The organism is Paludibacterium flexuosum (assembly GCF_037076605.1).
In the GTDB taxonomy this organism is placed as follows: Bacteria; Pseudomonadota; Gammaproteobacteria; order Burkholderiales; family Chromobacteriaceae; genus Paludibacterium.
This window is the reverse complement of the sequence record NZ_AP029060.1, coordinates 2,572,728-2,595,754: the sequence shown is the minus strand read 5'-3', so window position 1 is coordinate 2,595,754 and position 23,027 is coordinate 2,572,728. Positions and strand designations below refer to the sequence as shown.

The 23,027-nt window shown below is 62.2% G+C and carries 21 protein-coding genes and 1 pseudogene; 9 read left to right on the top strand and 13 right to left on the bottom strand.

Going from position 1 to position 23,027, the window contains the following annotated elements; translation table 11 throughout:
• Positions 1-83: 83 nt before the first annotated feature.
• Positions 84-536, top strand: coding sequence for a hypothetical protein (locus tag AACH39_RS12300; protein ID WP_215779210.1), 453 nt, complete (start codon positions 84-86; stop codon positions 534-536).
• A gap of 15 nt (positions 537-551) precedes the next feature.
• Here the strand turns inward: AACH39_RS12300 and AACH39_RS12295 are convergent, their stop codons facing one another.
• Positions 552-1,604, bottom strand: coding sequence for an FUSC family protein (locus tag AACH39_RS12295; RefSeq protein ID WP_338620142.1), 1,053 nt, complete (start codon positions 1,602-1,604; stop codon positions 552-554).
• A 265-nt stretch (positions 1,605-1,869) separates the two neighbouring features.
• Here AACH39_RS12295 and AACH39_RS12290 point away from each other — a divergent pair, with 265 nt between their 5' ends.
• Positions 1,870-2,016 carry a hypothetical protein gene (locus tag AACH39_RS12290; RefSeq protein WP_338620141.1) on the top strand — a complete coding sequence of 49 codons (147 nt, stop codon included), beginning with the start codon at positions 1,870-1,872 and terminating at the stop codon, positions 2,014-2,016.
• A gap of 104 nt (positions 2,017-2,120) precedes the next feature.
• Here AACH39_RS12290 and AACH39_RS12285 read toward each other — a convergent pair whose 3' ends face one another.
• Positions 2,121-3,908, bottom strand: a complete 1,788-nt coding sequence (locus AACH39_RS12285) for a 2-isopropylmalate synthase (protein WP_215779217.1) — start codon at positions 3,906-3,908, stop codon at positions 2,121-2,123.
• A gap of 398 nt (positions 3,909-4,306) precedes the next feature.
• On the opposite strand from AACH39_RS12285, the gene thrS reads away from it, so the two are divergent.
• On the top strand, positions 4,307-5,545 hold the full coding sequence (gene thrS / locus AACH39_RS12280; RefSeq protein WP_215779219.1) for a threonine--tRNA ligase: 1,239 nt from the start codon (positions 4,307-4,309) through the stop codon (positions 5,543-5,545).
• A gap of 54 nt (positions 5,546-5,599) precedes the next feature.
• Here thrS and pssA read toward each other — a convergent pair whose 3' ends face one another.
• The 5 genes and pseudogenes from pssA to ilvB all read right to left on the bottom strand — a co-directional run bounded on the left by pssA (position 5,600) and on the right by ilvB (position 10,525).
• Positions 5,600-6,352 carry a CDP-diacylglycerol--serine O-phosphatidyltransferase gene (gene pssA, locus AACH39_RS12275; protein ID WP_215782757.1) on the bottom strand — a complete coding sequence of 251 codons (753 nt, stop codon included), beginning with the start codon at positions 6,350-6,352 and terminating at the stop codon, positions 5,600-5,602.
• Between the two features lie 33 nt (positions 6,353-6,385).
• Positions 6,386-7,024: pseudogene (locus tag AACH39_RS12270) on the bottom strand (phosphatidylserine decarboxylase); the annotation flags it as partial.
• Positions 7,025-7,200: 176 nt separating this feature from the next.
• Complete coding sequence (gene ilvC, locus AACH39_RS12265) at positions 7,201-8,217, bottom strand: ketol-acid reductoisomerase (RefSeq protein ID WP_215779224.1); 1,017 nt, start codon at positions 8,215-8,217, stop codon at positions 7,201-7,203.
• 46 nt (positions 8,218-8,263) lie between these two features.
• Positions 8,264-8,755, bottom strand: a complete 492-nt coding sequence (gene ilvN / locus AACH39_RS12260; protein ID WP_215779231.1) for an acetolactate synthase small subunit — start codon at positions 8,753-8,755, stop codon at positions 8,264-8,266.
• Positions 8,756-8,764: 9 nt separating this feature from the next.
• On the bottom strand, positions 8,765-10,525 hold the full coding sequence (gene ilvB, locus AACH39_RS12255; RefSeq protein WP_215779232.1) for a biosynthetic-type acetolactate synthase large subunit: 1,761 nt from the start codon (positions 10,523-10,525) through the stop codon (positions 8,765-8,767).
• A 233-nt stretch (positions 10,526-10,758) separates the two neighbouring features.
• Here ilvB and AACH39_RS12250 point away from each other — a divergent pair, with 233 nt between their 5' ends.
• From AACH39_RS12250 to AACH39_RS12240, 3 genes are read left to right on the top strand one after another with little or no spacing between them, the layout of a single operon-like run.
• The gene (locus AACH39_RS12250; RefSeq protein ID WP_338620139.1) at positions 10,759-11,640 is read left to right on the top strand and encodes a hypothetical protein; all 882 of its coding nucleotides are present in this window, start codon (positions 10,759-10,761) and stop codon (positions 11,638-11,640) included.
• The gene (locus tag AACH39_RS12245; RefSeq protein ID WP_215779235.1) at positions 11,633-12,007 is read left to right on the top strand and encodes a DUF3106 domain-containing protein; all 375 of its coding nucleotides are present in this window, start codon (positions 11,633-11,635) and stop codon (positions 12,005-12,007) included. The genes AACH39_RS12250 and AACH39_RS12245 overlap by 8 nt, the downstream gene beginning before the upstream one ends.
• 13 nt (positions 12,008-12,020) lie before the next feature.
• Positions 12,021-12,533 carry an RDD family protein gene (locus AACH39_RS12240; RefSeq protein WP_338620136.1) on the top strand — a complete coding sequence of 171 codons (513 nt, stop codon included), beginning with the start codon at positions 12,021-12,023 and terminating at the stop codon, positions 12,531-12,533.
• Between the two features lie 3 nt (positions 12,534-12,536).
• On the opposite strand, the gene guaD is transcribed toward AACH39_RS12240, so the two are convergent.
• Positions 12,537-13,841 (bottom strand): guanine deaminase, encoded by a 1,305-nt coding sequence (guaD, locus tag AACH39_RS12235; RefSeq protein ID WP_338620134.1) that lies wholly within the window; start codon positions 13,839-13,841, stop codon positions 12,537-12,539.
• A gap of 120 nt (positions 13,842-13,961) precedes the next feature.
• Between guaD and AACH39_RS12230 the strand changes: the two genes are divergently transcribed.
• Entirely contained in the window at positions 13,962-14,459 is a 498-nt protein-coding gene (locus AACH39_RS12230; protein WP_215779242.1) for a MarR family transcriptional regulator, read from the top strand.
• Positions 14,460-14,555: 96 nt separating this feature from the next.
• On the opposite strand, the gene AACH39_RS12225 is transcribed toward AACH39_RS12230, so the two are convergent.
• Complete coding sequence (locus tag AACH39_RS12225; RefSeq protein WP_215779245.1) at positions 14,556-16,265, bottom strand: proline--tRNA ligase; 1,710 nt, start codon at positions 16,263-16,265, stop codon at positions 14,556-14,558.
• Positions 16,266-16,552: 287 nt separating this feature from the next.
• Between AACH39_RS12225 and AACH39_RS12220 the strand changes: the two genes are divergently transcribed.
• Positions 16,553-18,412, top strand: a complete 1,860-nt coding sequence (locus AACH39_RS12220; protein WP_215779248.1) for a potassium transporter Kup — start codon at positions 16,553-16,555, stop codon at positions 18,410-18,412.
• A gap of 52 nt (positions 18,413-18,464) precedes the next feature.
• Here the strand turns inward: AACH39_RS12220 and ampD are convergent, their stop codons facing one another.
• The gene (gene ampD, locus AACH39_RS12215) at positions 18,465-19,022 is read right to left on the bottom strand and encodes a 1,6-anhydro-N-acetylmuramyl-L-alanine amidase AmpD (RefSeq protein WP_215779250.1); all 558 of its coding nucleotides are present in this window, start codon (positions 19,020-19,022) and stop codon (positions 18,465-18,467) included.
• A gap of 171 nt (positions 19,023-19,193) precedes the next feature.
• Between ampD and AACH39_RS12210 the strand changes: the two genes are divergently transcribed.
• On the top strand, positions 19,194-19,721 hold the full coding sequence (locus AACH39_RS12210; protein WP_215779252.1) for a hemerythrin domain-containing protein: 528 nt from the start codon (positions 19,194-19,196) through the stop codon (positions 19,719-19,721).
• A 72-nt stretch (positions 19,722-19,793) separates the two neighbouring features.
• On the opposite strand, the gene tal is transcribed toward AACH39_RS12210, so the two are convergent.
• The 3 genes from tal to phoB all read right to left on the bottom strand — a co-directional run bounded on the left by tal (position 19,794) and on the right by phoB (position 22,977).
• Positions 19,794-20,852: a transaldolase gene (gene tal, locus AACH39_RS12205; RefSeq protein WP_215779254.1), complete on the bottom strand. Its 1,059-nt coding sequence runs from the start codon at positions 20,850-20,852 to the stop codon at positions 19,794-19,796.
• A gap of 88 nt (positions 20,853-20,940) precedes the next feature.
• Positions 20,941-22,269, bottom strand: coding sequence for a phosphate regulon sensor histidine kinase PhoR (gene phoR / locus AACH39_RS12200; protein WP_215779256.1), 1,329 nt, complete (start codon positions 22,267-22,269; stop codon positions 20,941-20,943).
• Between the two features lie 18 nt (positions 22,270-22,287).
• The gene (gene phoB, locus AACH39_RS12195) at positions 22,288-22,977 is read right to left on the bottom strand and encodes a phosphate regulon transcriptional regulator PhoB (RefSeq protein ID WP_215779259.1); all 690 of its coding nucleotides are present in this window, start codon (positions 22,975-22,977) and stop codon (positions 22,288-22,290) included.
• Positions 22,978-23,027: the final 50 nt, after the last annotated feature.

The window sequence follows — 23,027 nt, the reverse complement described above, 5'->3', positions numbered from 1 at the left end:
CCTCATGCTGGAACCAAAGTGCGTTGTTATGACTCATTATCGGCTGTACCGCAAGTCGGCCACCCCTGCCCTGAATGAAGACGATGAAACCGGAAGACCTGATCAACAACCTGCATAGCCTGAATGGCCCGGCCCTGTGGAGCACGCTGGCGATCCTGCTGATCGCGCTGTGTGCCAACCTGCTGTATTACCGCACCCTGCAGCGCACCATGCGGGTGATTGACCCGTCGCGCCGTCCTTTCCCGCCAATCACGGTCTGGGCATCTCTGCTGCCGCTGGTCGGCATTCTGTGGTTCATGGTGTACATCATCATGCTGTCGCTCGGGCTGCAAAAAGAGCTGCGTGCGCGCAATCTGCCGGGCAATGGTGCCTTTGGCGTGACGATGGGCACCGTCACCTTGTTCCTGTTGTTTCTGGTGCCGGGTTATCAGCTGTACGTGGTGTTTCCGGCCATGATCCTGTGGGCCATTCACTGGCATCGCATGGCGATGTATCGCAAGCTGCTGGCCGACCCGGTCTATCTGTTGGTCGACTGAGGGGCAGGAAGCGGCTCAGATGGTGCGCGGCTGACGCGCCGTGGTCCGGCGCAGGGCGAGATGCATGGCGTAGAAGATGGCGATGCCGATCACGCCGCCCGCCACCACATTGAGCAGGCGCGAGCTTTCCAGCAGCAGGCTGCCGCCGAACAGGGTGATGATCAGCGAGTGGCCTGCACAGCGGGCGGCAAAGGCCGGGCGGTATTCGCGGAAGGCAACGATGGTGACCAGGGTCAGCAGGCCGGCCAGATTGATCCAGAAACTGCTGTGCGGCACGATGAACAGCCCGAGCACGATGCCGCTCGGCACGCCGACCAGTGCCCCGAACACCCGGTCGCGGATCTTTTTCGAGGTGCTGTGCAGCTCGCCGGTGATGACGCTGGCGGCTGACCAGATAAACCACTGCCCTTGCGGAATGGCATGACGCTCGAACAGCCAGGCACACAGCCCGACGGCCAGTGCAGCGGCCAGTGCCGGCAGGGTGGCGTCGATGCCATTACCCAGTTTTCTTTCCAGATGATGCCAGCGGCCAAGGTGGCGCCACAGCGACACGCCGGGCTGTCGTGTCAGGCTGCGGTGCAACAGGCTGAGCAGCAATACCGGCAGCAACCCCCAGGCCAGATAGGGAACCCAGTGCACGGCCTGGGCCCAGCGACCGTTGCCTTGCCAGTGCCCGCCATTTTCGATGGCGCTATACAGCACGGGGATGAAGGTCCAGGTACCGAAGCTGCGCAATACACGATCCCAGCCGGTCAGGCCGAGCAGGAAGATGCCCAGGCCGGCGCACAGTGCGACAAACAGCCAGGGGTGCGGAATGGCCAGAAACAGTGCCAGAAAGCCGCCGATCATGGCCAGGCCGTGTACCAGTACCAGCAGCGGGCCGGAGTGGGTCTCGCGATAGACGATCAGCGCCGAGATGGTGACGACGGAAGCCTGTTGCCAGCCTTCGTCATGGCAGTATTCGGCCAGCAGGAAGAACGGCAGCAGGCACAAGATGGCGGCCAGTATGGAGGTGCCGCGAAACACCTTGTCGAGGCGTTGCGTCACGGGAGCAATCAGGGACGACACGGATAACCTTCGGATTGTGCGATTGTTAGCAATACCTAATATAGCCAGCTTTGTGCTGGCATGCTCTGATCCAGAACAACTCAGGACGGTAATGGCCGATCTGGCGCCAGCGGTTTTCTCCTGTCAAAGCAAATGGCTAGTTCAGCCTCTCAGGCGCACGACACTCGCCCAGAGACCTGTGCCATTCGCACACCATCCAGCTTGAACGCACTGGCATTACCCATACGGCATGGTCTACTGTCTTTATTTAGCCATGAGTCTGCGCATGTCAGCGACTGCCTTCTCGGACAGCACCGGCCAGCAAGCCGCCGCCGAAGCTGAAGCCCGGTTGTTTTTCTATTGCCAGAAGGCAGTGGACCAGGCGCAGGACGAATGCAAACCGCCGACCTTGTGGGTCGGCGGTTTTGCCTGACGCGCGATAACGCGCAGGCATGAAGGGTCGGTCTTGTGGACCTGGGATTTCTCGGCACCCCGCCGACAACGGGACGGGAGCGACAGGGTGCGGGAAGGTGGCAATTATTGCTGGGGGTTGAGCCAGTTCTCCTTGCCGTGGATTTTGTTGAGGGCCGACAGATAGGCCTTGGCCGAGGCGACGATGATGTCGGTGTCGGCACCCTGGCCGTTGACGATGGTACCGTCGCGCGCCAGACGCACGGTGACTTCACCCTGCGACTCGGTGCCCTTGGTGATGGCGTTGACCGAGTACAGCTGCAGTTCGGTACCGCTGTTGACCACCGATTCGATGGCCTTGAAGGCGGCATCGACCGGGCCGGAACCGCTGCTGACGGCGCGCTTTTCTTCGCCGCCTTCGGCAAAGACGATTTCGGCGCGCGGCTCTTCGCCGGTTTCGGTGCTGACCTTGAGCGAGACGAACTTGAAGTCTTCGCGCTCGACGGCGCCGATGCCGTCGGACAACAGGGCGTACAGGTCTTCGTCGAATACTTCGCGCTTCTTGTCGGCCAGATCCTTGAAGCGGGCGAAGGCGGCGTTGAGGGCCTCTTCGCTGCCCGGCTCGATGCCGAGTTCAGCCAGTTTGGTCTTGAAGGCGTTGCGGCCGGACAACTTGCCGAGCGTCAGGCGGTTGGCGCTCCAGCCAACGCTTTCGGCCGACATGATTTCGTAGGTTTCGCGGTGCTTGAGTACGCCGTCCTGGTGGATGCCGGATTCGTGGGCAAAGGCATTGGCGCCGACGATGGCCTTGTTCGGCTGTACCGGGTAGCCGGTGATGGTGGACACCAGCTTGGAGGTCGGCACGATCTGGCTGCTGTCGATGGCGGTTTGCAGGCCGAACAGGTCGCTGCGGGTTTTGACCGCCATGACCACTTCTTCCAGGCTGGCATTGCCGGCGCGCTCGCCCAGGCCGTTGATGGTGCACTCGACCTGACGGGCACCCGCTTCGACCGCGGCCAGCGAGTTGGCCACGGCCATGCCGAGGTCGTTGTGGCAGTGGGTGGACCACACCACCTTGTCGGCGCCGGGGACGCGCTCGATCAGGGTGTGCATGCGCTGGTACCACAGCGAGGGGATGGAGTAGCCGACGGTATCGGGTACGTTGATGGTGCGGGCACCGGCCTGGATCACCGCATCAAAGATGCGGACCAGGAAGTCCATGTCGGAGCGCACGGCGTCTTCGGCGGAGAACTCGACATCGTCGGTGTAGTTGCGCGCCTGTTTGACTGCCCGGACCGCGGCCTCGACCACCTGGTCGGGGCTCATGCGCAGCTTTTTCTCCATGTGGATCGGGCTGGTGGCGATGAAGGTGTGGATGCGGCCGCGGTTGGCCGGGCGAATGGCCTCGCCGGCGGCGCGCACGTCATTGTCGTTGGCGCGTGCCAGCGAACAGACGGTCGAATCGCGCACCTGCTCGGCGATGGCGTGGATGGCCTGGGCATCGCCCGGACTGGCGGCGGCAAAGCCGGCCTCGATCACGTCCACCCCGAGCCGCTCCAGCTGGCGCGCGATGCGGATTTTTTCCTCGCGGGTCATGGAAGCGCCCGGGCTTTGTTCGCCGTCGCGCAAGGTGGTGTCGAAAATGATCAGACGATCGCCCATCTTGTGGTTTCTCCCTGTTGCAGCCGACACCGGCGAGACAGCCAGATAGTCGTTGTAATTAAAGGTTCTGCCTTGATTGGCCGCCCATTGCGCCAGCTTGTTGAGCTGGGCGAGCGGCAGGCTGCCACGCTCTCTCCATTTGTAGATTGCAGCACGGGAAACCGGCTCATCGGGAAAGGTTCGGCTCAGGGCTTCGGCCAGGGGGCCGGGTCCACCAAAATCTTCGATCAGTCGCTCGATGTCCAATTGCATGTTTCACTCCGCTGCTTATGTGACTTCAGACTGCCGTTTATCCGACATTACGTCAAATGTTGCTCTGCATGATGGCTAATTTTCTGTGGTAAATTCTGTCACACCGCCCAATATTGGACATATAGTCCAATTCTTAATCCTGGCGCTGCGTATAAAACCCCATTGACATAGCCGCGCTTCTCCCGCAGGCTAAATGCATGGAACCCGTCCGCGCCCAACTGTCCTCTGTCCTCGCCCTGGCCTGCTCGTCAAGCCAGGCGATGTCGCGCGTACTGGCCACCACCACCGAGACCCCCACCACGGCTACCTGAGACGTTGTGGAGGTAGCCAAATGGCTGCCTCCCGACCGGTGATGACCTGCGGCGAGTCAGCCGAACATCACTGACAAGGAGTCGATCATGGTTGTCCCCGCCCCTGCCGTTTCCCCTGTTGCCGCCGTCGAGGCGAGCGAACTCGATGCCCGCGACCACCGACTGCTCGGCCAGCAGCTGGATCTGTTTCATCTGCAGCCGCAGGCCCCCGGCGCGGTGTTCTGGCACCCGCGAGGCTGGACGCTGTTCAATTTGTTGATCGATCACTTGCGCCGACATCAGCAGGCGGCCGGCTATGTCGAGGTCAATACGCCGGATCTGATGGATCTGGCGCTGTGGCAGCAGTCGGGCCACTGGGACAATTTCCGCCAGCACATGTTTACCAGCCTGACGCAGGACGAGCGGCAGATGGCACTCAAGCCGATGAGCTGTCCGGGGGCGGTGCAGCTGTTTGCCCACGGGCTGAAGAGCTGGCGTGATCTGCCGCTGCGCATGGCCGAATTCGGCAAGGTGCATCGCTACGAGCCGTCTGGTGCGCTGATGGGGCTGAAACGCCTGCGCCATTTCACCCAGGATGACGCGCATATTTTCTGCACGCTGGCGCAGATGGATGGCGAGTGTCAGGCGATGATCCAGCTGTTGCTGGCGGTGTATCGGGATTTTGGCTTTGATCAGGTCAGGATCAGGCTGTCGACGCGACCGGCACAGCGCATGGGCAGCGATGCGCTGTGGGACCGTCTGGAGGCAGCCCTGTCCGGCACGCTGCAGGCGCTGGGCGTGGCTTACGAGATGAATCCGGGTGAAGGCGCGTTTTACGGGCCCAAGCTGGAATTCGTGCTGACGGATGCCATCGGGCGCGACTGGCAATGCGGGACGCTGCAGGTGGATTTGATCCTGCCGGAACGGTTTGATCTGGGTTATATCGATGCCCAGGGCGAGCGGGTGCGGCCGGTGATGCTGCATCGTGCGGTGTTCGGCTCGCTGGAGCGCTTCATGGCCGTGTTGCTGGAGCATCATGACGGCACGCTGCCTGGCTGGCTGGCGCCGCTGCAGGCGGTGCTGCTGCCGATCAGCGCCCGGCATGCCGGGCATGCAGCCGGGGTACTGGCCTTGTTGCAGCAACAGGGTCTGCGGGTGGCGCTGGATGCGCGCGCTCAGACCATCGCCCTGCGGGTTCGCGAACACAGTCTGCAACGTATTCCGCTGATGCTGGTGATCGGCGATCAGGAGGTGGCGGACGGCACGCTGGCGGTGCGCTCGTGCCGCGGCGAGCGGCTTGGCGCTCATGCCCCGGCGGCGATTGTCGAATGGTTACGGGCGCACTGACGCAAAAAAAGCCGCCGGCATGGTGCCGGCGGCTTTTCGTGTGAATGGCCGTACTCAGGTGTGCTGTTCGCGCTGGCGACGCAGGCGGCGCAGGGCGGCACCGACATAGCCGGACAGGCCGTAGCAGACGAAGAAGCCGAACAGGACCAGCGGCGGCGAGGCGACCAGCAGCAGGATGACCAGCACCAGCACCATCAGGGCGAAGAAAGGCACTTTGCGGCGCAGGTGGATTTCCTTGAAGCTCCAGAAGCGCACGTTGCTGACCATGGACAGGCCGGCAAAGGCGGTGAAGCCGAGCGTCAGCCAGTCGAGGTATGGCAGGGTGTCGTAGCCGTAGGACAGGCAGATCCACACCAGTCCGGCGACCAGCGCGGCGGCGGCCGGGCTGGGCAGGCCGATGAACCAGCGCTTGTCGACCACACCGATCATGGTGTTGAAGCGCGCCAGGCGCAGGGCAGCGGAGGCGCAGTAGATGAAGGCGATCATCCAGCCGACCTTGCCCAGACCGCGCAGTTGCCACTCGTAGGCCACCAGGGCCGGGGCCACGCCGAAGCTGACCATGTCTGACAGGCTGTCAAACTCGGCGCCGAAGGCGCTCTGGCTGTGGGTCAGGCGTGCCACGCGGCCATCCATGCCATCCAGGATCATGGCGAGGAAGATGGCCACCGCCGCATACTCGTAGTTGTGGTTCATGGCCTGCACGATGGCATAGAAGCCGGAGAACAGCGCCGCGAGGGTAAACGAGTTGGGCAGCAGGTAGATGCCCTGGCGGCGCAGCGAACGCTTTTCGCGTCCGCCAGGCAGCATGTCCGGAATGGTCATGGCAGCGTCCGATCAGGCCAGCTTGGCCAGAATGGTGCAGGTGGCCGACACCTTGTCGCCGATGGCGACACAGGGGGTGGCGCTCAGCGGCAGGTAGACGTCGACACGCGAGCCGAAGCGGATGAAGCCATAGCGCTGGCCGCGCTTGAGCTGGTCACCGGCACGGGTGTAGCACAGGATGCGACGGGCCACCAGGCCGGCGATCTGCACGAAGGTGATCTCGGTGCCCTGCGGGGTTTTCAGCAGCACGGCGTTGCGCTCGTTTTCCAGCGAGGCCTTGGCCAGCGCGGCATTGAGGAAGGAGCCCGAGTGGTATTCGACCTTCTCCACCGTGCCATCGACCGGGCTGCGGTTGGAGTGCACGTTGAACACGTTCATGAACACGCTGATTTTCAGCGCTTCCTGGTTGCGGTACGGGTCGATGGCCTTCTCGACCACCACGATGCGGCCGTCGGCCGGCGACAGCACGGCCTGCGGATCGGCCGGCACTTCGCGGGCCGGATCGCGGAAGAACTGCAGCACGAACAGGGCGATGATCCACAGCGGCAGCGACCACCAGCCAATCGTCGGGGTCAGGACGGCGGCGACAAGCACCGAGCCGATCAGGAAAGGCCAGCCTTCGCGAGCAATCAGGGGGTGTGGGTAATGCGCGGACATCGAGTCTCCAGTATTCAATGGGGCCAGGGCCCGAAAACAATCGAAGGATTATAACGCCGAGCGCGGCGCTGCGGGGAAAACCGCACAGGTCACGCCGGGGTGGTCTGCCGACAGGATCAACAATGAAAATTCCCCCGCGCCGCACGGCGCGAGGGAACGGGGTCAGGCCGCGACGATCAGTTCTTGCTTTGATCGACCAGCTTGTTCTTGGCGATCCACGGCATCATTTCGCGCAGCTTGCTGCCGACCTGTTCGATCGGGTGGGCGGCATTCAGGCGACGACGCGCGGTCATGGACGGGTAGTTGGTCTTGCCTTCCAGGATGAACATCTTGGCGTATTCGCCGGTCTGGATGCGCTTGAGGGCGTTGCGCATGGCGTCCTTGGTGGCCTCGGTGACCACTTCCGGACCGGTGACGTATTCACCGTACTCGGCGTTGTTGGAGACCGAGTAGTTCATGTTGGCAATGCCGCCTTCGTACATCAGGTCGACGATCAGCTTGAGTTCGTGCAGGCACTCGAAGTAGGCCATTTCCGGGGCATAACCGGCTTCGACCAGGGTCTCGAAACCGGCCTTGACCAGCTCGACCGCGCCACCACAGAGGACGGCCTGTTCGCCGAACAGGTCGGTTTCGGTTTCTTCGCGGAACGAGGTTTCGATCACGCCGCCCTTGGTACCGCCGTTGGCGGCCGCATAGGACAGGGCGACGTCACGGGCCTTGCCGGACTGGTCCTGGTAGACGGCGATCAGGCTCGGTACGCCGCCACCCTTGACGTACTCGGAGCGCACGGTATGGCCCGGGCCTTTCGGCGCGACCATGATCACGTCCAGGTCGGCGCGCGGCACGATCTGGTTGTAGTGCACGTTGAAGCCGTGGGCGAAGGCCAGGGCTGCGCCCTTCTTCAGGTTCGGCTCGATGTCCTTGTAGTAGACGTCCGGCTGCGACTCGTCCGGCAGCAGGATCATGATCACGTCGGCCTTCTTCACTGCCTCGGCGACTTCCTTGACCTTGTGGCCGGCCGCTTCGGCCTTTTTCCACGAGGCGCCATCCTTGCGCAGGCCGACCACGACGTCGACGCCGGAGTCCTTCAGGTTTTGCGCGTGGGCATGGCCTTGCGAGCCATAACCGATGATGGCGACTTTCTTGCCCTTGATGATCGAGAGATCTGCGTCTTTATCGTAGAAAACTTTCATTTTCGATGTCCTTGGTTTTTATTGGTGTGCCCTGACTGCAGCCACTTCAGATTTTCAAAATACGCTCACCACGGCCGATGCCGGAAGCACCGGTGCGAACCGTTTCCAGGATCACTGCACGGTCGACGGCCTCGATAAAGGCATTCAGTTTTTCACTGGTGCCGGTCAGCTCGATGGTGTAGGTCTTGTCGGTCACGTCGATGATGCGGCCGCGGAAGATATCCGCCATGCGCTTCATCTCCTCGCGTTCCTTGCCGGTGGAACGCACCTTGATGAGCATCATTTCGCGCTCGATATGGTCCGATTCGTTGAGGTCGATCACCTTGACCACTTCGATCAGCTTGTTGAGCTGCTTGGTGATCTGTTCGATCACGTCTTCCGAGCCGTGCGTGACGATGGTCATGCGCGACAGGGTCGGGTCTTCGGTGGTGGCGACCGTCAGCGAGTCGATGTTGTAGGCCCGGGCAGAAAACAGCCCGACCACGCGGGACAGTGCGCCCGCTTCATTCTCTAGCAAGATGGAAAGAATATGTCGCATGGTGCCGCCTCAACACATATTGCCGTAGTCACGATTGTTCTCGAACGGGACGTTCTGCACGTCGCGCATGTGCGGCGGCAGATCCATCTGGTTCAGGCCCCTGCCGTTCTGCACCATCGGGAACACGTTTTCCGACTGGTCGGTGATGATGTCGAGGAACACCAGCCGTTCTTTCATGGCGAAGGCTTCGCGCAGCGCCGGTTCGACATCGCCAGGGTGCTCGACGCGCATACCGACATGGCCATAGGCCTCGGCCAGTTTGACGAAGTCCGGCAGCGCATCCATATAGGTTTCGGAGTAGCGGTTGCCGTAGAACATCTCCTGCCATTGCCGCACCATGCCCAGGTAGCGGTTGTTGAGGTTCACCACCTTGACCGGGATGTGGTACTGCTTGCAGGTCGACAGTTCCTGGATGTTCATCTGGATCGAGGCGTCGCCGGTGACACAGGCCACGGTGGCATACGGGTTGGCCAGCTGGGCGCCCATGGCGGCCGGCAGACCGAAGCCCATGGTGCCGAGGCCCCCGGAGTTGATCCAGCGGCGCGGCTGGTCGAAGTGGTAGTACTGTGCCGCCCACATCTGGTGCTGGCCGACATCGGAGGTGATGAAGGCTTCGCCGCCGGTGACCTCGTACAGCTTCTGCATGACGAATTGCGGCTTGATGAGGGTGTCGGACAGGGCGTACTTCAGACACTCGTGGCTGCGCCAGCTCTCCAGTTGCTTCCACCAGGCCTGCAGGGCGGTGGCATCGAGTGCCAGCCCGCTCTGGCGGATCTGGTCGAGCATGTCGCGCAGCACCAGCTTGACGTCGCCGACGATGGGGATATCCACCTTGACGCGCTTGGCGATCGACGACGGGTCGACGTCGATATGGATGATTTTCTTTGGCTGGGCCAGGAACTGCGATGGCACGCTGATCACCCGGTCGTCGAATCGTGCACCGACGGCGATCAGCACATCACAGTACTGCATGGCCATGTTGGCTTCGTAGGTGCCGTGCATGCCGAGCATGCCGAGGCACTGGCGATCGCTGCCGGGATAGGCGCCGAGGCCCATCAGGGTATTGGTACACGGCAGGCCGAGCGACTGCACCAGCTCGCGCACTTCGGCTGCGGCATTGCCCTGCACCGCGCCTCCGCCGATGTAGATCAGCGGACGCTGGGCGCTGGCCAGCAGGTTGACGGCTTTCTTGATCTGGCCGCTGTGGCCGCGGGTCACCGGCACATAGGAGCGGATGCTCATGCTCTGCGGATAGCTGAAGTCGCCGAGCTGCTGGGTGACGTCCTTGGGGATATCCACCACCACCGGGCCGGGCCGGCCGGACTTGGCCAGGTAAAAGGCCTTCTTGATGGTTTCGGCCAGTTCGGCAATGTCCTTGACCAGGAAATTGTGCTTCACGCATGGCCGGGTAATGCCGACCATGTCGACCTCCTGGAAGGCATCCAGGCCAATGGCCGGGGTGGCCACCTGTCCTGACAACACCACCAGGGGAATGGAATCCATATAAGCCGTGGCAATACCGGTAATGGCGTTGGTCGCGCCAGGGCCGGAAGTTACCAGGGCCACACCCACCTTCTCGCTGGAACGGGAATAGGCATCTGCTGCATGCACTGCTGCCTGTTCGTGCCTGACCAGCACATGCCGGAAATGATTCTGCTTGAAGATGGCATCATATATTTCAATCACCGCGCCGCCGGGGTAGCCGAAAACAAACTCGACTCCTTCTTCCTGCAGGCATCGGACTACAATCTCCGCGCCCGTGATCTGCATTTTCGCCTCTGTAATCTGTTTTTTGTCCCGTTGTTATGTCACTTTGGACATTCTGTATAAAGAATATTCCGCAGTTGTCGTAAGACCTTATCTTATCTGCCAGTCAGCGGCAAGCAATTTTGTGCAGTCGCAAAAACGGCTAAGCCACGGTAAATTCAAGCATTTTTGCGGTGCTGTTTTTGCGTACTCAGCTCTGTTAAGATGCTGTGTTGGCATTATTTATGCACTTCAGAATGGCCACTCCCCCTTCCACGCCTCACCCGGTTGCAAACGTCGTGCTGCGCGCCTGGCAACAGGCGATTTTGGCACTGGACGATGTGCGGGCCGGACAAGACGTGGTTCAGCAGACGCTTGATGACTGGCAGATGTTCTATGATGACGCCATCAAAGATACGTCTGATCCGGTATTTCAGCGTTTATTGCAGCGCAATATCCATCGGACAAAATTTCGCCTGGCGATGAGTCATCTGTTGCCGGATCTGCTGGCCAGGCTGATTCCGCCGCGTGTGGAACCGCTGACGCCCGGTCCGCTGGAAACCTTGCAGCTGCCGACCGATGCCGGTCCCTGGTATGAATTGCCGGAAGGTCGGGCATTGCTGCGCGAAGTGTTGCGGTTGCTGCCGTCGTCGCAGCGTCAGGCGTTCTGGCTGCTGTCCGTGGAGCGCCTGCCGCTCAGGCTGGCGGCACGGGCCCTGGCTCGCAGCCGCTACGGGGTGCGCAAGGATGCGGCGCGCGCCACGGCGATGCTGGCGACGATTCTGGCGCTGAAGGACGCGGTGGCGGAAACGGACGAGCGCCAGCAGGTGGTCGGGCAGGCATTGCAGGCGCTGGCAGGCTGGCAGGCCGAGTTGGCGACACAGGCCGGACCGGTGCTGACCGCGCCGGCGCCAGGCCGGCGCAAGCTGCCTCGCTGGCGTCTGCTGCCGCTGCGTCACCCGCTGGCGACCCGTCTGGCCGGTCTGGCGTTGCTGGGCAGTCTGGCGCTGGGGGGAGTCTGGCTGCAGCAGTGGCGCAGTGCCAGTGATCCGGCAGAACTGGATGTGCAGATCCTGTCCGGTGAGGTGCCGCTGGGCATCTTGCTGGATCCGCATTTTGCGGAGGCCAGCCATGATTAAGCGTTCTCTGCTGCTGGTCTGGCTGCTCTGGGCCGGCCTCTGTGGCGCCCAGCCGGTATCGCCGCAATGGAGTGAGCTGACCGCCCACCAGCAGACGGTACTGGCACCGGTCAGCAGTGACTGGAACCGTTTTGCCCCGGCGCACAAGCAGCGTCTGCTGGCCATGGTGCCGGCATATGACCGCCTGTCGCCCGCCGCGCAGCAGCGGCTGCAGCGGCGACTCAAGAGCTGGGCGGAACTGCCCGAAGAACAACAGGCGCTGGCGCGTCTGAACTGGCTGAGCCTGCAGGCCATGACGCCGGCACAACGTGCTGATGTCCTGGCGAAACTGCAGGCGACAGCGGCCCCCGGCGCCAGCGCTCCCTGATACAGGATGCAACATGACCGACCAGACTGATCGCCCCGGCCTGAAACGACTGCTGGCCTGCCTGCTGTATGAATGCCTGCTGATGACGGCCTTGTTGCTGACCACTTCGGCGTTGTTCACCGTGCCGATGGTCAAGCTGGGTCAGCCAGCCTGGTTGCGGGTGCTGGAACAATTGACGTTGCTGGCGGTGCTGTTTGCCTACTTTGGTTTGTCCTGGGTGCGCGGCGGGCAGACGGTGGCAATGAAAGCCTGGCGTCTGCAGGTGACGCGGGCGGATGGCGAGGCCCTCGGCTGGCGGCTGGCGATTTTCCGCTTTGCCGTGGCGCTGATTTTGATTGTCGGGGTGCCGATCGCGGCCTATCTCGGTATGGGCGGCGGCAATCCGCATACGGCGCGGCTGGCCTTGCTGTGGTGTGCGGTGCCGTTTGTCTGGCGCTGGTTCGACCCGCAGGGACAGACGCTGCATGACCGCCTGTGCGGCACGCGGCTGCGGGTCAAGCCGCGCCGCGCGAAACCCGGCGCCTGAGTCTCAGCCGGCCTGCCACACCGGCTGGCCGGCAACCCAGGTGGCGCTGACTGCCCGGTCATCACCCAGCGTCATCAGAATGAACAATGCCTCCTGCAGATCGCGGGCGTGGCTCATGCGGAAGTCGATGAAGGGGGTCGGCTTGCGGTTGAGCACCACCAGGTCTGCCTCCTTCCCTGCTTCCAGTGAACCGAGCCGATGGCCGAGGCCGAGGGCTTCGGCGCCACCGCGCGTGGCCAGATAGAAGGCCTGCGGTGCCGTGAGCGGATAGCCGTTGAGCTGGGCGGCCTGGTAGGCGGCCCCCATGGTACGCAGCATGGAAAAGCTGGTACCGGCGCCGAGGTCGCTGGCCAGACCGACGGCCACCGGGCGCTCGCGCCGCTTGGCTTCGCGAATGTTGAAACAGCCGGAGCCGAGGAAAAAGTTGGAGGTGGGGCAATGCGCCAGCGCACTGCCGCTTTCCGCCAGCATGGCGTATTCGTCTTCGGCCAGATGGATGCCGTGGCCATAGATGGCGCGCGGTCGCAGCAGGCCGTAGCGGCGATAGACATCGGTATAGCTGCTGCACTCGGGGAACAGTTCGCGCATCCAGGCGACTTCGGCCAGGTTTTCCGACAGGTGGGACTGGATGGCGACGTCAGGGTATTCGGCGGCCAGCGCCCCCAGGGCTTCCAGCTGCGCCGGGCTGGAGGTCGGCGCGAATCGCGGGGTGATCACATACTCGGCGCGGCCTCGTCCATGCCAGCGCTCGATCAGGGCCCTGGAGTGGTCATAGGCGCGCTGCGGGCAATCGAGCAGCTCGGCCGGCGCATTGCGGTCCATGCAGACCTTGCCGGCCAGCAGGCGTACGTTGCGGCGCGCGGCCGCCTCGAACAAAGCATCGACGGACTGCGGGTGCACGGTACAGAACACGCTGCTCGTGGTGACGCCATTTCTCAATTGCTCGTCGAGGAACAGTTCGGCCACGCCGCGGGCGTAGTCGGGGTCGGCGAAGCGTTGTTCGGTGCAGAAGGTGTAGCGGTGCAGCCAGTCGATCAGTTGCTCGCCGAAGGCGGCGACCATCTCGATCTGGGCGTAGTGCACATGGGTGTCGATGAAGCCCGGCAGGATCAGGGCATCCGGGTAGTGGGTGACGACCACCGAGGGGTCCAGCGCCGGCAGCAGTCTGTCGGCCTGGTCGTGCGCCACGATCAGACCGTCTTCCATCAGGACCAGCCCGTCCTGGCAATAGCGCATGGCCTGCTCGGCATCATGCAGGAACGGATCGGCGACGAAGGTCAGGGTCGCGCCACGGATTGCCGTTTTCATCGAACTCCCCAAATCTGGCGGTGATGCAGCGATTATATATCTTCAGATGAAGATATTTCATTAGCTGTGCATGTTACCCTTATCTCCACTCATTTCCAATCACTTGTGAACTCCACTGCCATGCTCGACCACGCAGATCAAATCGACCGCATCGTTGCCCTGTGGCGAAGTGTCCGCCCGGATCTCGACCCCTCCTCGACGGAAGTCATCGGCCGCATTGTGCGGATGGAATATTTCATTACCCGGCGGGTCTTGCAGGATCTGGCACGCTACTCGATCAACGTCGGTGAATTCGACGTCCTGGCCGCGCTGCGCCGCCAGGGAGAGCCTTACCAGCTGTCGCCCAACCAGATGCAGGAGATGGTGCTGATCTCCTCCGGCGCCCTGACCAATCGCATCAATCGGCTGGAAAGTGCCGGGCTGGTGAAGCGTACGCCGGATCAGGATGACCGCCGTGGTGTGAATGTCTCGCTGACCGAAAAGGGCTTCAAGATCATTGAGGAGGCAGCCGGTCATCATCTGGCGGCCGAGGCGGAGCTGGTGGAGATCCTGTCACCGGAAGAGCGTACCCAGCTGGCCGGTCTGCTGAAAAAACTGCTGTCGACCCAGGAAGACTAAGCCGCAGCGAGCCAGAAAAAAAGCCCCGATCCGGGGCTTTTTTCTTGATATGGTGTGATTTTCACCACACTTTGCCATACCGGCGTTTGATCCGCGTCAGTGAGTCATCGCGGCACGCAGGTGGGCGACGATCTGCGCCAGCTCGATGCTGGTGGCGCTGTCGTCACGACGGGCCTGGTACTCGACCTTGCCTTCCTTCAGGCCGCGCTCGCCGATCACCACGCGGTGCGGGATGCCCAGCAGTTCGGAGTCGGCCAGCAGCACGCCCGGACGTTCGTCGCGGTCGTCGAGCAGCACGTCGATGCCCAGGGCGGCCAGTTCGTCATGCAGCTTGTCGGCAGCTTCGCGCACCAGTTCGCTGCGGCCATAGCCCATCGGCACGATGACCACGTTGAACGGTGCCATGGCGTCGGACCAGATGATGCCGCGCTCGTCGAAGTTCTGCTCAATGGCCGCGCCGACGATACGGGTGATGCCAATACCGTAGCAGCCCATTTCCATCACTTTGAGCTTGCCGTCACGGTCGAGGAAGTTGCACCCCATCGGTTCGGCATACTTGGTGCGCAGCTGGAAGATGTGGCCGACTTCGATGCCGCGGCACAGTTGCAGTGTGCCCTTGCCGCACGGCGACGGGTCGCCTTCGACCACGTTGCGCAGATCGGCGACTTCCGGCTCGGCACAGTCGCGGCCAAAGTTGACGCCGGTGAGGTGCTCGTCATCACGGTTGGCACCGGTGATCATGTCGGCCATGGCGGCCACGGTACGGTCGGCGATGACGCGTCCCTTGAAGCCGACCGGACCCAGCGAGCCGGGTTCGGCACCGAAGGCGTCGCGGATGGCGGCCGGACTGGCCATGGTCAGCGGCTTCTTGATGCCGGCAATCTTTTCGGCCTTGATCTCGTTGAGTTCGTGGTCACCGCGTACCAGCATCAGTACCGGCTCGCCTTCGGCGCCTTCCACCACCACGGCCTTGACGGTCTGGCGGATGTCGACCTTGAGGAAGTCGACCAGCTGGGCGATGGTCTTGATGGCCGGGGTGCTGACCGACTGCATGGCCGCGCCGGCAGCCGGACGCGGGGTAGCCGGGGCCAGGGCCTCTGCCAGCTCGATGTTGGCGGCGTAGTCAGAGTCCGGGCAGAAGGCGATCAGGTCTTCGCCGGAATCGGCCAGTACCTGGAACTCGTGCGAGCCGGTTCCGCCGATCGAGCCGGTGTCGGCGGCCACGGCGCGCGACTTCAGGCCCAGGCGGCGGAAGATGTTGCTGTAGGCCTGGTACATGGTGTTGTAGGTTTCGACCAGGCTGTCGAAATCGGTATGGAAGGAATAGGCATCCTTCATGATGAATTCGCGCGAGCGCATGACGCCGAAACGCGGACGCACTTCGTCGCGGAACTTGGTCTGGATCTGGTAGAAGTTTTTCGGCAGCTGTTTGTAGCTGTTGATTTCCTTGCGCACGATGTCGGTGATGACTTCCTCGTGGGTCGGACCGAAGCAGAAATCACGCTCGTGGCGGTCCTTCATGCGCAGCAGTTCCTTGCCATAGAACTCCCAGCGGCCGGACTCCTGCCACAGTTCGGCCGGCTGCACGTTGTTCATCAGCAGTTCGATGGAACCGGCGCGGTTCATTTCCTCACGCACAATGTTTTCGACCTTGCGCAATACCCGCAGGCCCATCGGCATCCAGGAGTACAGACCGGAAGCCAGGCGCTTGATCAGGCCGGCACGCAACATGAGTTTGTGGCTGGGAAGTTCGGCTTCGGCCGGGGCTTCCTTGAGGGTGGAAATGAAAAACTGCGCAGCACGCATGGAGAACGTCCTTGAAAATTCGGCAAAATATAGTCGATTGTACCGTTTTGCCGCGCCGGTTGGAACCTCGGCCCCAGGCTGTTTCGCGCCGGCAGTGTCGCCTATGACTGACAAAATGCGCTATACCAACAACGGGATTTCCGGTTTATTTTTGCCGTGAAGGAGTCGCTTCAGGTAAGCTGCGCGCATGCCAAATGCTTCTGCAGTCCTGACTTGGGCCTGTCTGCACACGATCTGCGCCGTCGGCCAACCCCGTCAATCACTGAAAAATCACACTCATCATCAACATGCAGCAACATCATAAAAACAGCATGGCGGCCACGACGCTGGGCGCCATCGGCGTGGTATACGGTGACATCGGTACCAGCCCGCTTTATACCCTGAGCGTCTGCTTTTCGATCACCAGTCTGGCGCCGACTCATGCCAATACGCTGGGTATTCTGTCGCTGATCTTCTGGGCCATCCTGCTGGTGGTCACCATCAAGTATGTGGCCTTCATTCTGCGTGCCGACAACAATGGCGAAGGCGGCATCATGGTGCTGATGGCGCTGGCGCGGCGTTATCTGAACGGCAATGCCAAGAAGCGCATCGTGGTGCTCGGCCTGTTCGGCGCGGCGCTGTTCTATGGCGATGCCATCATCACGCCGGCGGTATCGGTGTTGTCGGCCAGTGAGGGCCTGAAGGTGCTGAGTCCGGCGATGGCGGAGTTCGTGCTGCCGATGGCGGTGGCGGTGCTGATCGGCCTGTTCCTGCTGCAGCGCTTCGGCACGGCCAGTGTCGGCCGCCTGTTCGGCCCGGTGATGGTGGTGTGGTTCCTGGTGATCGGTCTGCTCGGCCTGCACAGCATCGTGCAAAGTCCGCAGGTTCTGGCGGCGGTCAACCCCTGGTATGGGCTGCAATTCCTGCTGACGCACGGTTACGGGGCCTTCCTGACGCTGGGCGCGGTGGTGCTGGCGCTGACCGGTGGCGAGGCGCTGTATGCCGACATGGGCCACTTCGGCCGCAAGCCGATCCAGCATGCCTGGTTCTGCCTGGTGCTGCCGGCGCTGGTGCTGAATTATTTCGGCCAGGGCGCCCTGCTGCTGCGTCATGCCGAAGCCGTGGCCAATCCGTTCTTCATTCTGGCGCCGAAGTGGGCCCTGCTGCCGCTGATCATCCTGGCCACCATGGCGACGGTGATTGCTTCGCAGGCGGTGATTTCCGGCGCCTACTCGCTGACACGTCAGGCGATCCAGCTGGGCTACTGCCCGCGCATGACCATTCTGCATACTTCGGCGCGCGAGATCGGCCAGATCTATCTGCCGTTCGTCACCTGGGCGCTGCTGGTGGCAGTGCTGGTGGTCACGGTGTCGTTCGGCTCCTCCGAGAGCCTGGCGGCGGCCTACGGCATTGCCGTGACCGGCACCATGGTGATCACGACCCTGCTGTTCTTCGTGGTGGCACGGGTGAACTGGCGCTGGCCGCTGCCGCTGGCGCTGGGTATTACCGGGGTGTTCATGGTGCTGGACTTCACCTTCTTCAGTGCCAACCTGCTCAAGCTGCTGCATGGCGGCTGGCTGCCACTGACGATCGGCCTGATCGTGTTCCTGGTGATGAATACCTGGAAGCTCGGGCGCGAGCTGCTGTTCCAGCGCATTCAGGAGCATGCCCTGCCGCTGGAAGAATTCATTGAGAACATCGAACACTATCCGCCGACCCGGGTGCAGGGCACGGCGGTGTTCCTGACCGGGACCACCCATGGTGTGCCGCATGCCCTGCTGCACAATCTCAAGCACAACAAGGTGCTGCATGAGCGTGTGGTGCTGATGACCATCAGCACCGAGGACATTCCCTATGTCACCAACCGGGTGGAAATCAGCCAGCTGTCGAACAGTTTCTGGCGCGTGGTGGCGCATTACGGCTTCATGGAGACCCCGGATATCGACGATATTGTCGAGGCCGGCAAGAAGCACCATCTCGAGTTCGACCTGATGGACACCTCGTTCTTCCTGTCGCGCGAGACGCTGATTTCGACCGATCGTCCGGGCATGCCACGCTGGCGCGAAAAGCTGTTCCTGTGGATGAGCAAGAATGCCTTGCGCGCCACCGATTTCTTCCAGATTCCGACCAACCGCGTGGTCGAGCTGGGGGCACAGATCGAGCTGTAAGCCTCTGCGCTGTATTGCAGAAGGCCTGTGCACACCATGCACAGGCCTTTTTTCATGCCTGTTGCGCGCCGATGGGCAAGCTGGCCCGGAGGCGCGACCAGTCGAAGTATGGGCCGGGATCGGTCTTGCGGCCCGGGGCGATGTCGGCGTGCCCAGTGACGGCCTTGAGGGGCAGGCAGGTGAACAACAGGCTGGCCAGCTCGCTCAGGCAGGCGTATTGCGCCTCGGTGAACGGTTCGAAGTCCGAGCCTTCCAGTTCGATGCCCAGCGAGAAGTCATTGCAGCCTTCCCTGCCCTGCCAGCTGGAGACGCCGGCATGCCAGGCGCGCGACTGTACCGGCACGAACTGCAGCAGCTGGCCATCGCGACGGATAAAGAAGTGGGCCGAGACTTTCAGGTGAGCAATGTCGGCATAGTAGGGGTGGGCCTGCGGGTCGAGGGTGTTGGTGAACAGTTGCTCCACGCCCGGTCCGCCGTACTGGTTGGGCGGCAGGCTGATGTTGTGGATCACCAGCAGTTCGATGGCCGTGCCCGCCGGCCGGTCATTGCAGTTGGGCGAAACGATGTGGCGGGCGGGTTCGACCCAGCCCCCGGCGTTGAGGGACAGCATGCTTGATCACCGTGCTTGGAGGAATTTGCCTATTTTAAGGCAGTTGCCCCGATCTGCTCGTGCTATTCTGAACATCCCAAATAAATACACCCGGCTTGAGCAAGATCGAATGACGGTCATGCCGATAGCTGCATACTGCTGCATACCAAACGCATTGCTGGAGAAAGAATCATGCCGACCCTCGAGAGTCTGACCCACCCGGCGCCATCCTTTGACCAACCGCTGGACATGCTGCTGGCCTGTCATGACCAGATCCGCCGTTTCTGTGATTTGCTGGACAAGCTGGTACCGCATATCAGCGAGCATGGCGTGGATGACGCCGCGCGTTCCACCATCGAATCCATCGTGCGCTATTTCGATGTGGCCGGACCCTCGCACCATGCGGATGAAGAGGACGAGCTGTTTCCGATTCTCGAGGCACGCGTGCCGTCGGCGCCGCCCAAGCTGGAGCAGCTGAGCGCCGAGCACGGCTATCTGCATTCGCGCTGGAATGCCATCCGCGATGATCTGCTGGCATTGAAGAATGGCGATATCTCGGTGATCAGCCGCATCGAGATCGAGGAGTTCGTGCGCCAGTACCGCATGCATGCCGCGATTGAGGAAGCCTGGCTGATTCCGACCGCCGACAAGGTGATGACCGAAGAGGAAAAGCGTGAAGCCGGCAAGCATATGGCCGCCAAACGCACGCCGTCGCTGTAGTCCCGCGCGCCGGTCAACAAAAAAGCCGCCTGTCCGGGCGGCTTTTGTTTTGCGGTGACGCGCGCGGCCGTCTCAGGCCGTCAGTTCCATCAGGGCATTGAAGGAGTCGACGAACATCTTCAGGCCATCTTGCTGCAGCTTTTCACCCACGGCATCCAGGTCGATGCCGGCGGCCATGATGCCGGCCAGCACTTCGCGGGCCGCTTCCGGTTCCTGACGCAGCGTCGCGGCGGCTTCGCCATGGTCGCGGAACTTGTCCAGCGTGGCATCCGGCACGGTGTTGATGGTTTCGGCACCGATCAGGCTTTCAACATACAGCACATCGGAGTAAGCCGGGTTCTTGGTGCCGGTCGAGGCCCACAGCAGGTATTGCGGACGGCCCCCGGCACGCGCCAGCTCGGCGAACTCGGCGCCGTGGAAGCGTTCGGTATAGCGCGCATAGGCGGCCTTGGACAGGGCGATGGCACCCTTGCCCTGCAGGGCCGGCGGCAGTTGCGGGTCAAGCAGCGAATCGACGCGCGACAGGAAGAAGCTGGCCACGGCCTTGACGTGTGCCAGTGCATGGCCATCGCCATGGCGCGCGCTCAGGCCGGCGATGTAGGCATCCCACACGGCTTCGACCTGCTTGAGGCTGAACAGCAGGGTGATGTTGACGTTGATGCCTTCGCGGATCAGGACGCCGAAGGCTTCGATCCCGGCCGGGGTGGCCGGAATCTTGATCATCAGGTTGGGACGGCCGACCGATTGCCACAGGTCGCGGGCCGACTGCAGGGTACCTTCCACGTCGTTGGCCAGCAGGGGCGAAACCTCCAGGCTGACGTAGCCGTCGTCACGCTCGCTTTGCTGGTACACCGGCAACATCATGTCGCAGGCGGTGCGCACATCGGGAATCACCAGTTCTTCGTATGTTTTTTCCGCGCCCATGCCACGTGCCTTGAGGGCAACCAGATCGTCGCGGTAGCGCGGATCGGTGCTGATGGCCTTGTGGAAAATGGTCGGATTGGAGGTCACGCCAGCAATGCCGTCCTGTTTGATCAGGCGCGCCAGTTCACCGGAAAAAAGCAGTTCGCGGGAGAGGTTGTCGAGCCAGATACGCTGGCCAAATGGGCGGATGGCTTGCAAACGATTCATGGTGTGATCCGATAAAGCGAGGGGAAAACTGCATCGTAGCGCCAGACGGCGCGCAAGCCAAGTATTTATAAATGAAACGATGTGCTTGTCAGGCCTGGTTGACCGCGTTGTCAGGCGCTGCCGGTTCGGCCATCCGCTCACGGCCGAATGCCACGCTGAAGGTGCTGCCCATATCGGGTTCGCTGTGAATGTCCAGCTTGGCATGATGGCGTGCCACGACGTGCTTGACGATGGCCAGGCCCAGCCCGGTGCCGCCGTTGCCGCGCGAGCGGCCGCGGTCAACCCGGTAGAAGCGCTCGGTCAGGCGCGGGATGTGCTCGCGGGGAATGCCGATGCCGGTGTCGGAGACGCTGAACACCACTCTCTCGGCTTCTTCGCGCCAGCACAGCGAGATGCGGCCGCCTTCCGGGGTGTAGCGAATGGCATTGGACACCAGATTGCTGAAGGCAGAGTGCAGTTCACGGCTGCTGCCCCACAGCCACAGGCCGGTCTGCTTTTGCAGGCTGACTTCGTGGCGGCCCTGGGACAGGCCTTCGGCTTCCACCATCAGCGTCTCCAGCATCTGGTTCATATCGACCTTTTCCGAGGTCAGCGGCGCCGGGCTGTTCTCCAGTCGCGACAGGGTCAGCAGGTCTTCCACCAGGGTCTGCATGCGGCGCGACTGTTCCATCATCATTGGCAGGAACTGGCGCAGGGCGGCCGGATTGTCTTCCGGCATGTCGCTGAGGGTTTCCAGAAAGCCGCCGATCACGGTCAGCGGGGTGCGCAGCTCGTGCGAGACATTGGCAACGAAATCGCGGTGCACGGTATGCACCATCTCCAGCTGGGTGATGTCGCGGGACAGCATCAGCTTGCGGGTGGAGTCGAACGGCACCAGCTGGATGGTCAGCACGATCTCGCGCGGTTGCGAATACTTGAGGACCAGCGGCTGGCTGAAGTTGTCGGCCTTCATGTAGGCATGAAACGACGGCTGGCGGATCAGGTTGAGCAGCAGGTTGCCGACATCGCGCTGGCGGTCGAGACCGAAATGCTCGACAGCCGTGGGATTCATCCATTCGATGCGATCATTTTCATCCAGCACGATCACGCCGTCCGGCATGGCTTCGCCGGCATTGATGAAACGTTCGAGGACATGGGTCAGCTTGCGCTTGCTCTGATCCTGGGTGCGCACCTGGCGGTAGAGTGTCATGAAGACGGTGTGCCAGGCACCCAGGCCATCCGGCACGCGGGCGGCAATCGGGTTTTTCAGCCAGCGCAGCAGGAGCGCGACGTGGAACAGGTGAAAGCCCAGCATGCCGCCCAGGCAGATCGCCAGGGCAATCAGGCCATCCTGCGGCCCGGAAAACAGCCAGAAACCGACACTGACCAGCACGATACAGGCCAGCCACCCCAACACCCGCTGCAGAAATTCGCGCAAAACCGCCTCACTGAAACCTTACCGCTGTGTGGAAAAACGATAGCCCGTGCCGCGCACGGTCTGGATCAGATGATCATGCCGGGTTGCCTCCAGCGCACTGCGCAGGCGACGGATATGCACATCCACCGTGCGCTCCTCGACAAACACATGATCGCCCCAGACATGATCCAGCAATTGGGCACGGGAGTGAACCCGCTCGGCATGGGTCATGAAGAAATGCAGCAGACGGAACTCGGTCGGTCCCAGATCAATGGGCTGCTCGTTGCCGGTCACGCGGTGGGTGATCGGGTCGAGACGCAGGCCCTGCACTTCGACGGCATCATCGGTCATCTGCGGGGCACGACGGCGCAGCACGGCCTTGATGCGCGCCAGCAATTCGCGTGGCGAGAAGGGCTTGGTGATGTAGTCGTCGGCGCCGGCCTCCAGGCCGGAGATCTTGTCCTGTTCATCGGAACGGGCCGTCAGCATGATGATCGGTACGCTGCGGGTGCGTTCGTCGCTGCGCAATTTGCGGGCGACTTCGATTCCCGAGGCACCAGGCAGCATCCAGTCGAGCAAGACCAGATCCGGCAGAGCATTCCTGACCAGGGTAATCGCCGCTTCAGCCGTGCTGGCACGCAGCACGTGATGCCCGGCCTGAGTCAGGTTGAAAGCGATCAGCTCCTGAATTGCCGGTTCGTCTTCGACCAGCAGAATATTTGCCGCCATTGAGGTCCATCCTTGTTAAGCAATTGTGGCAAGGATAAAAACTAAAAATT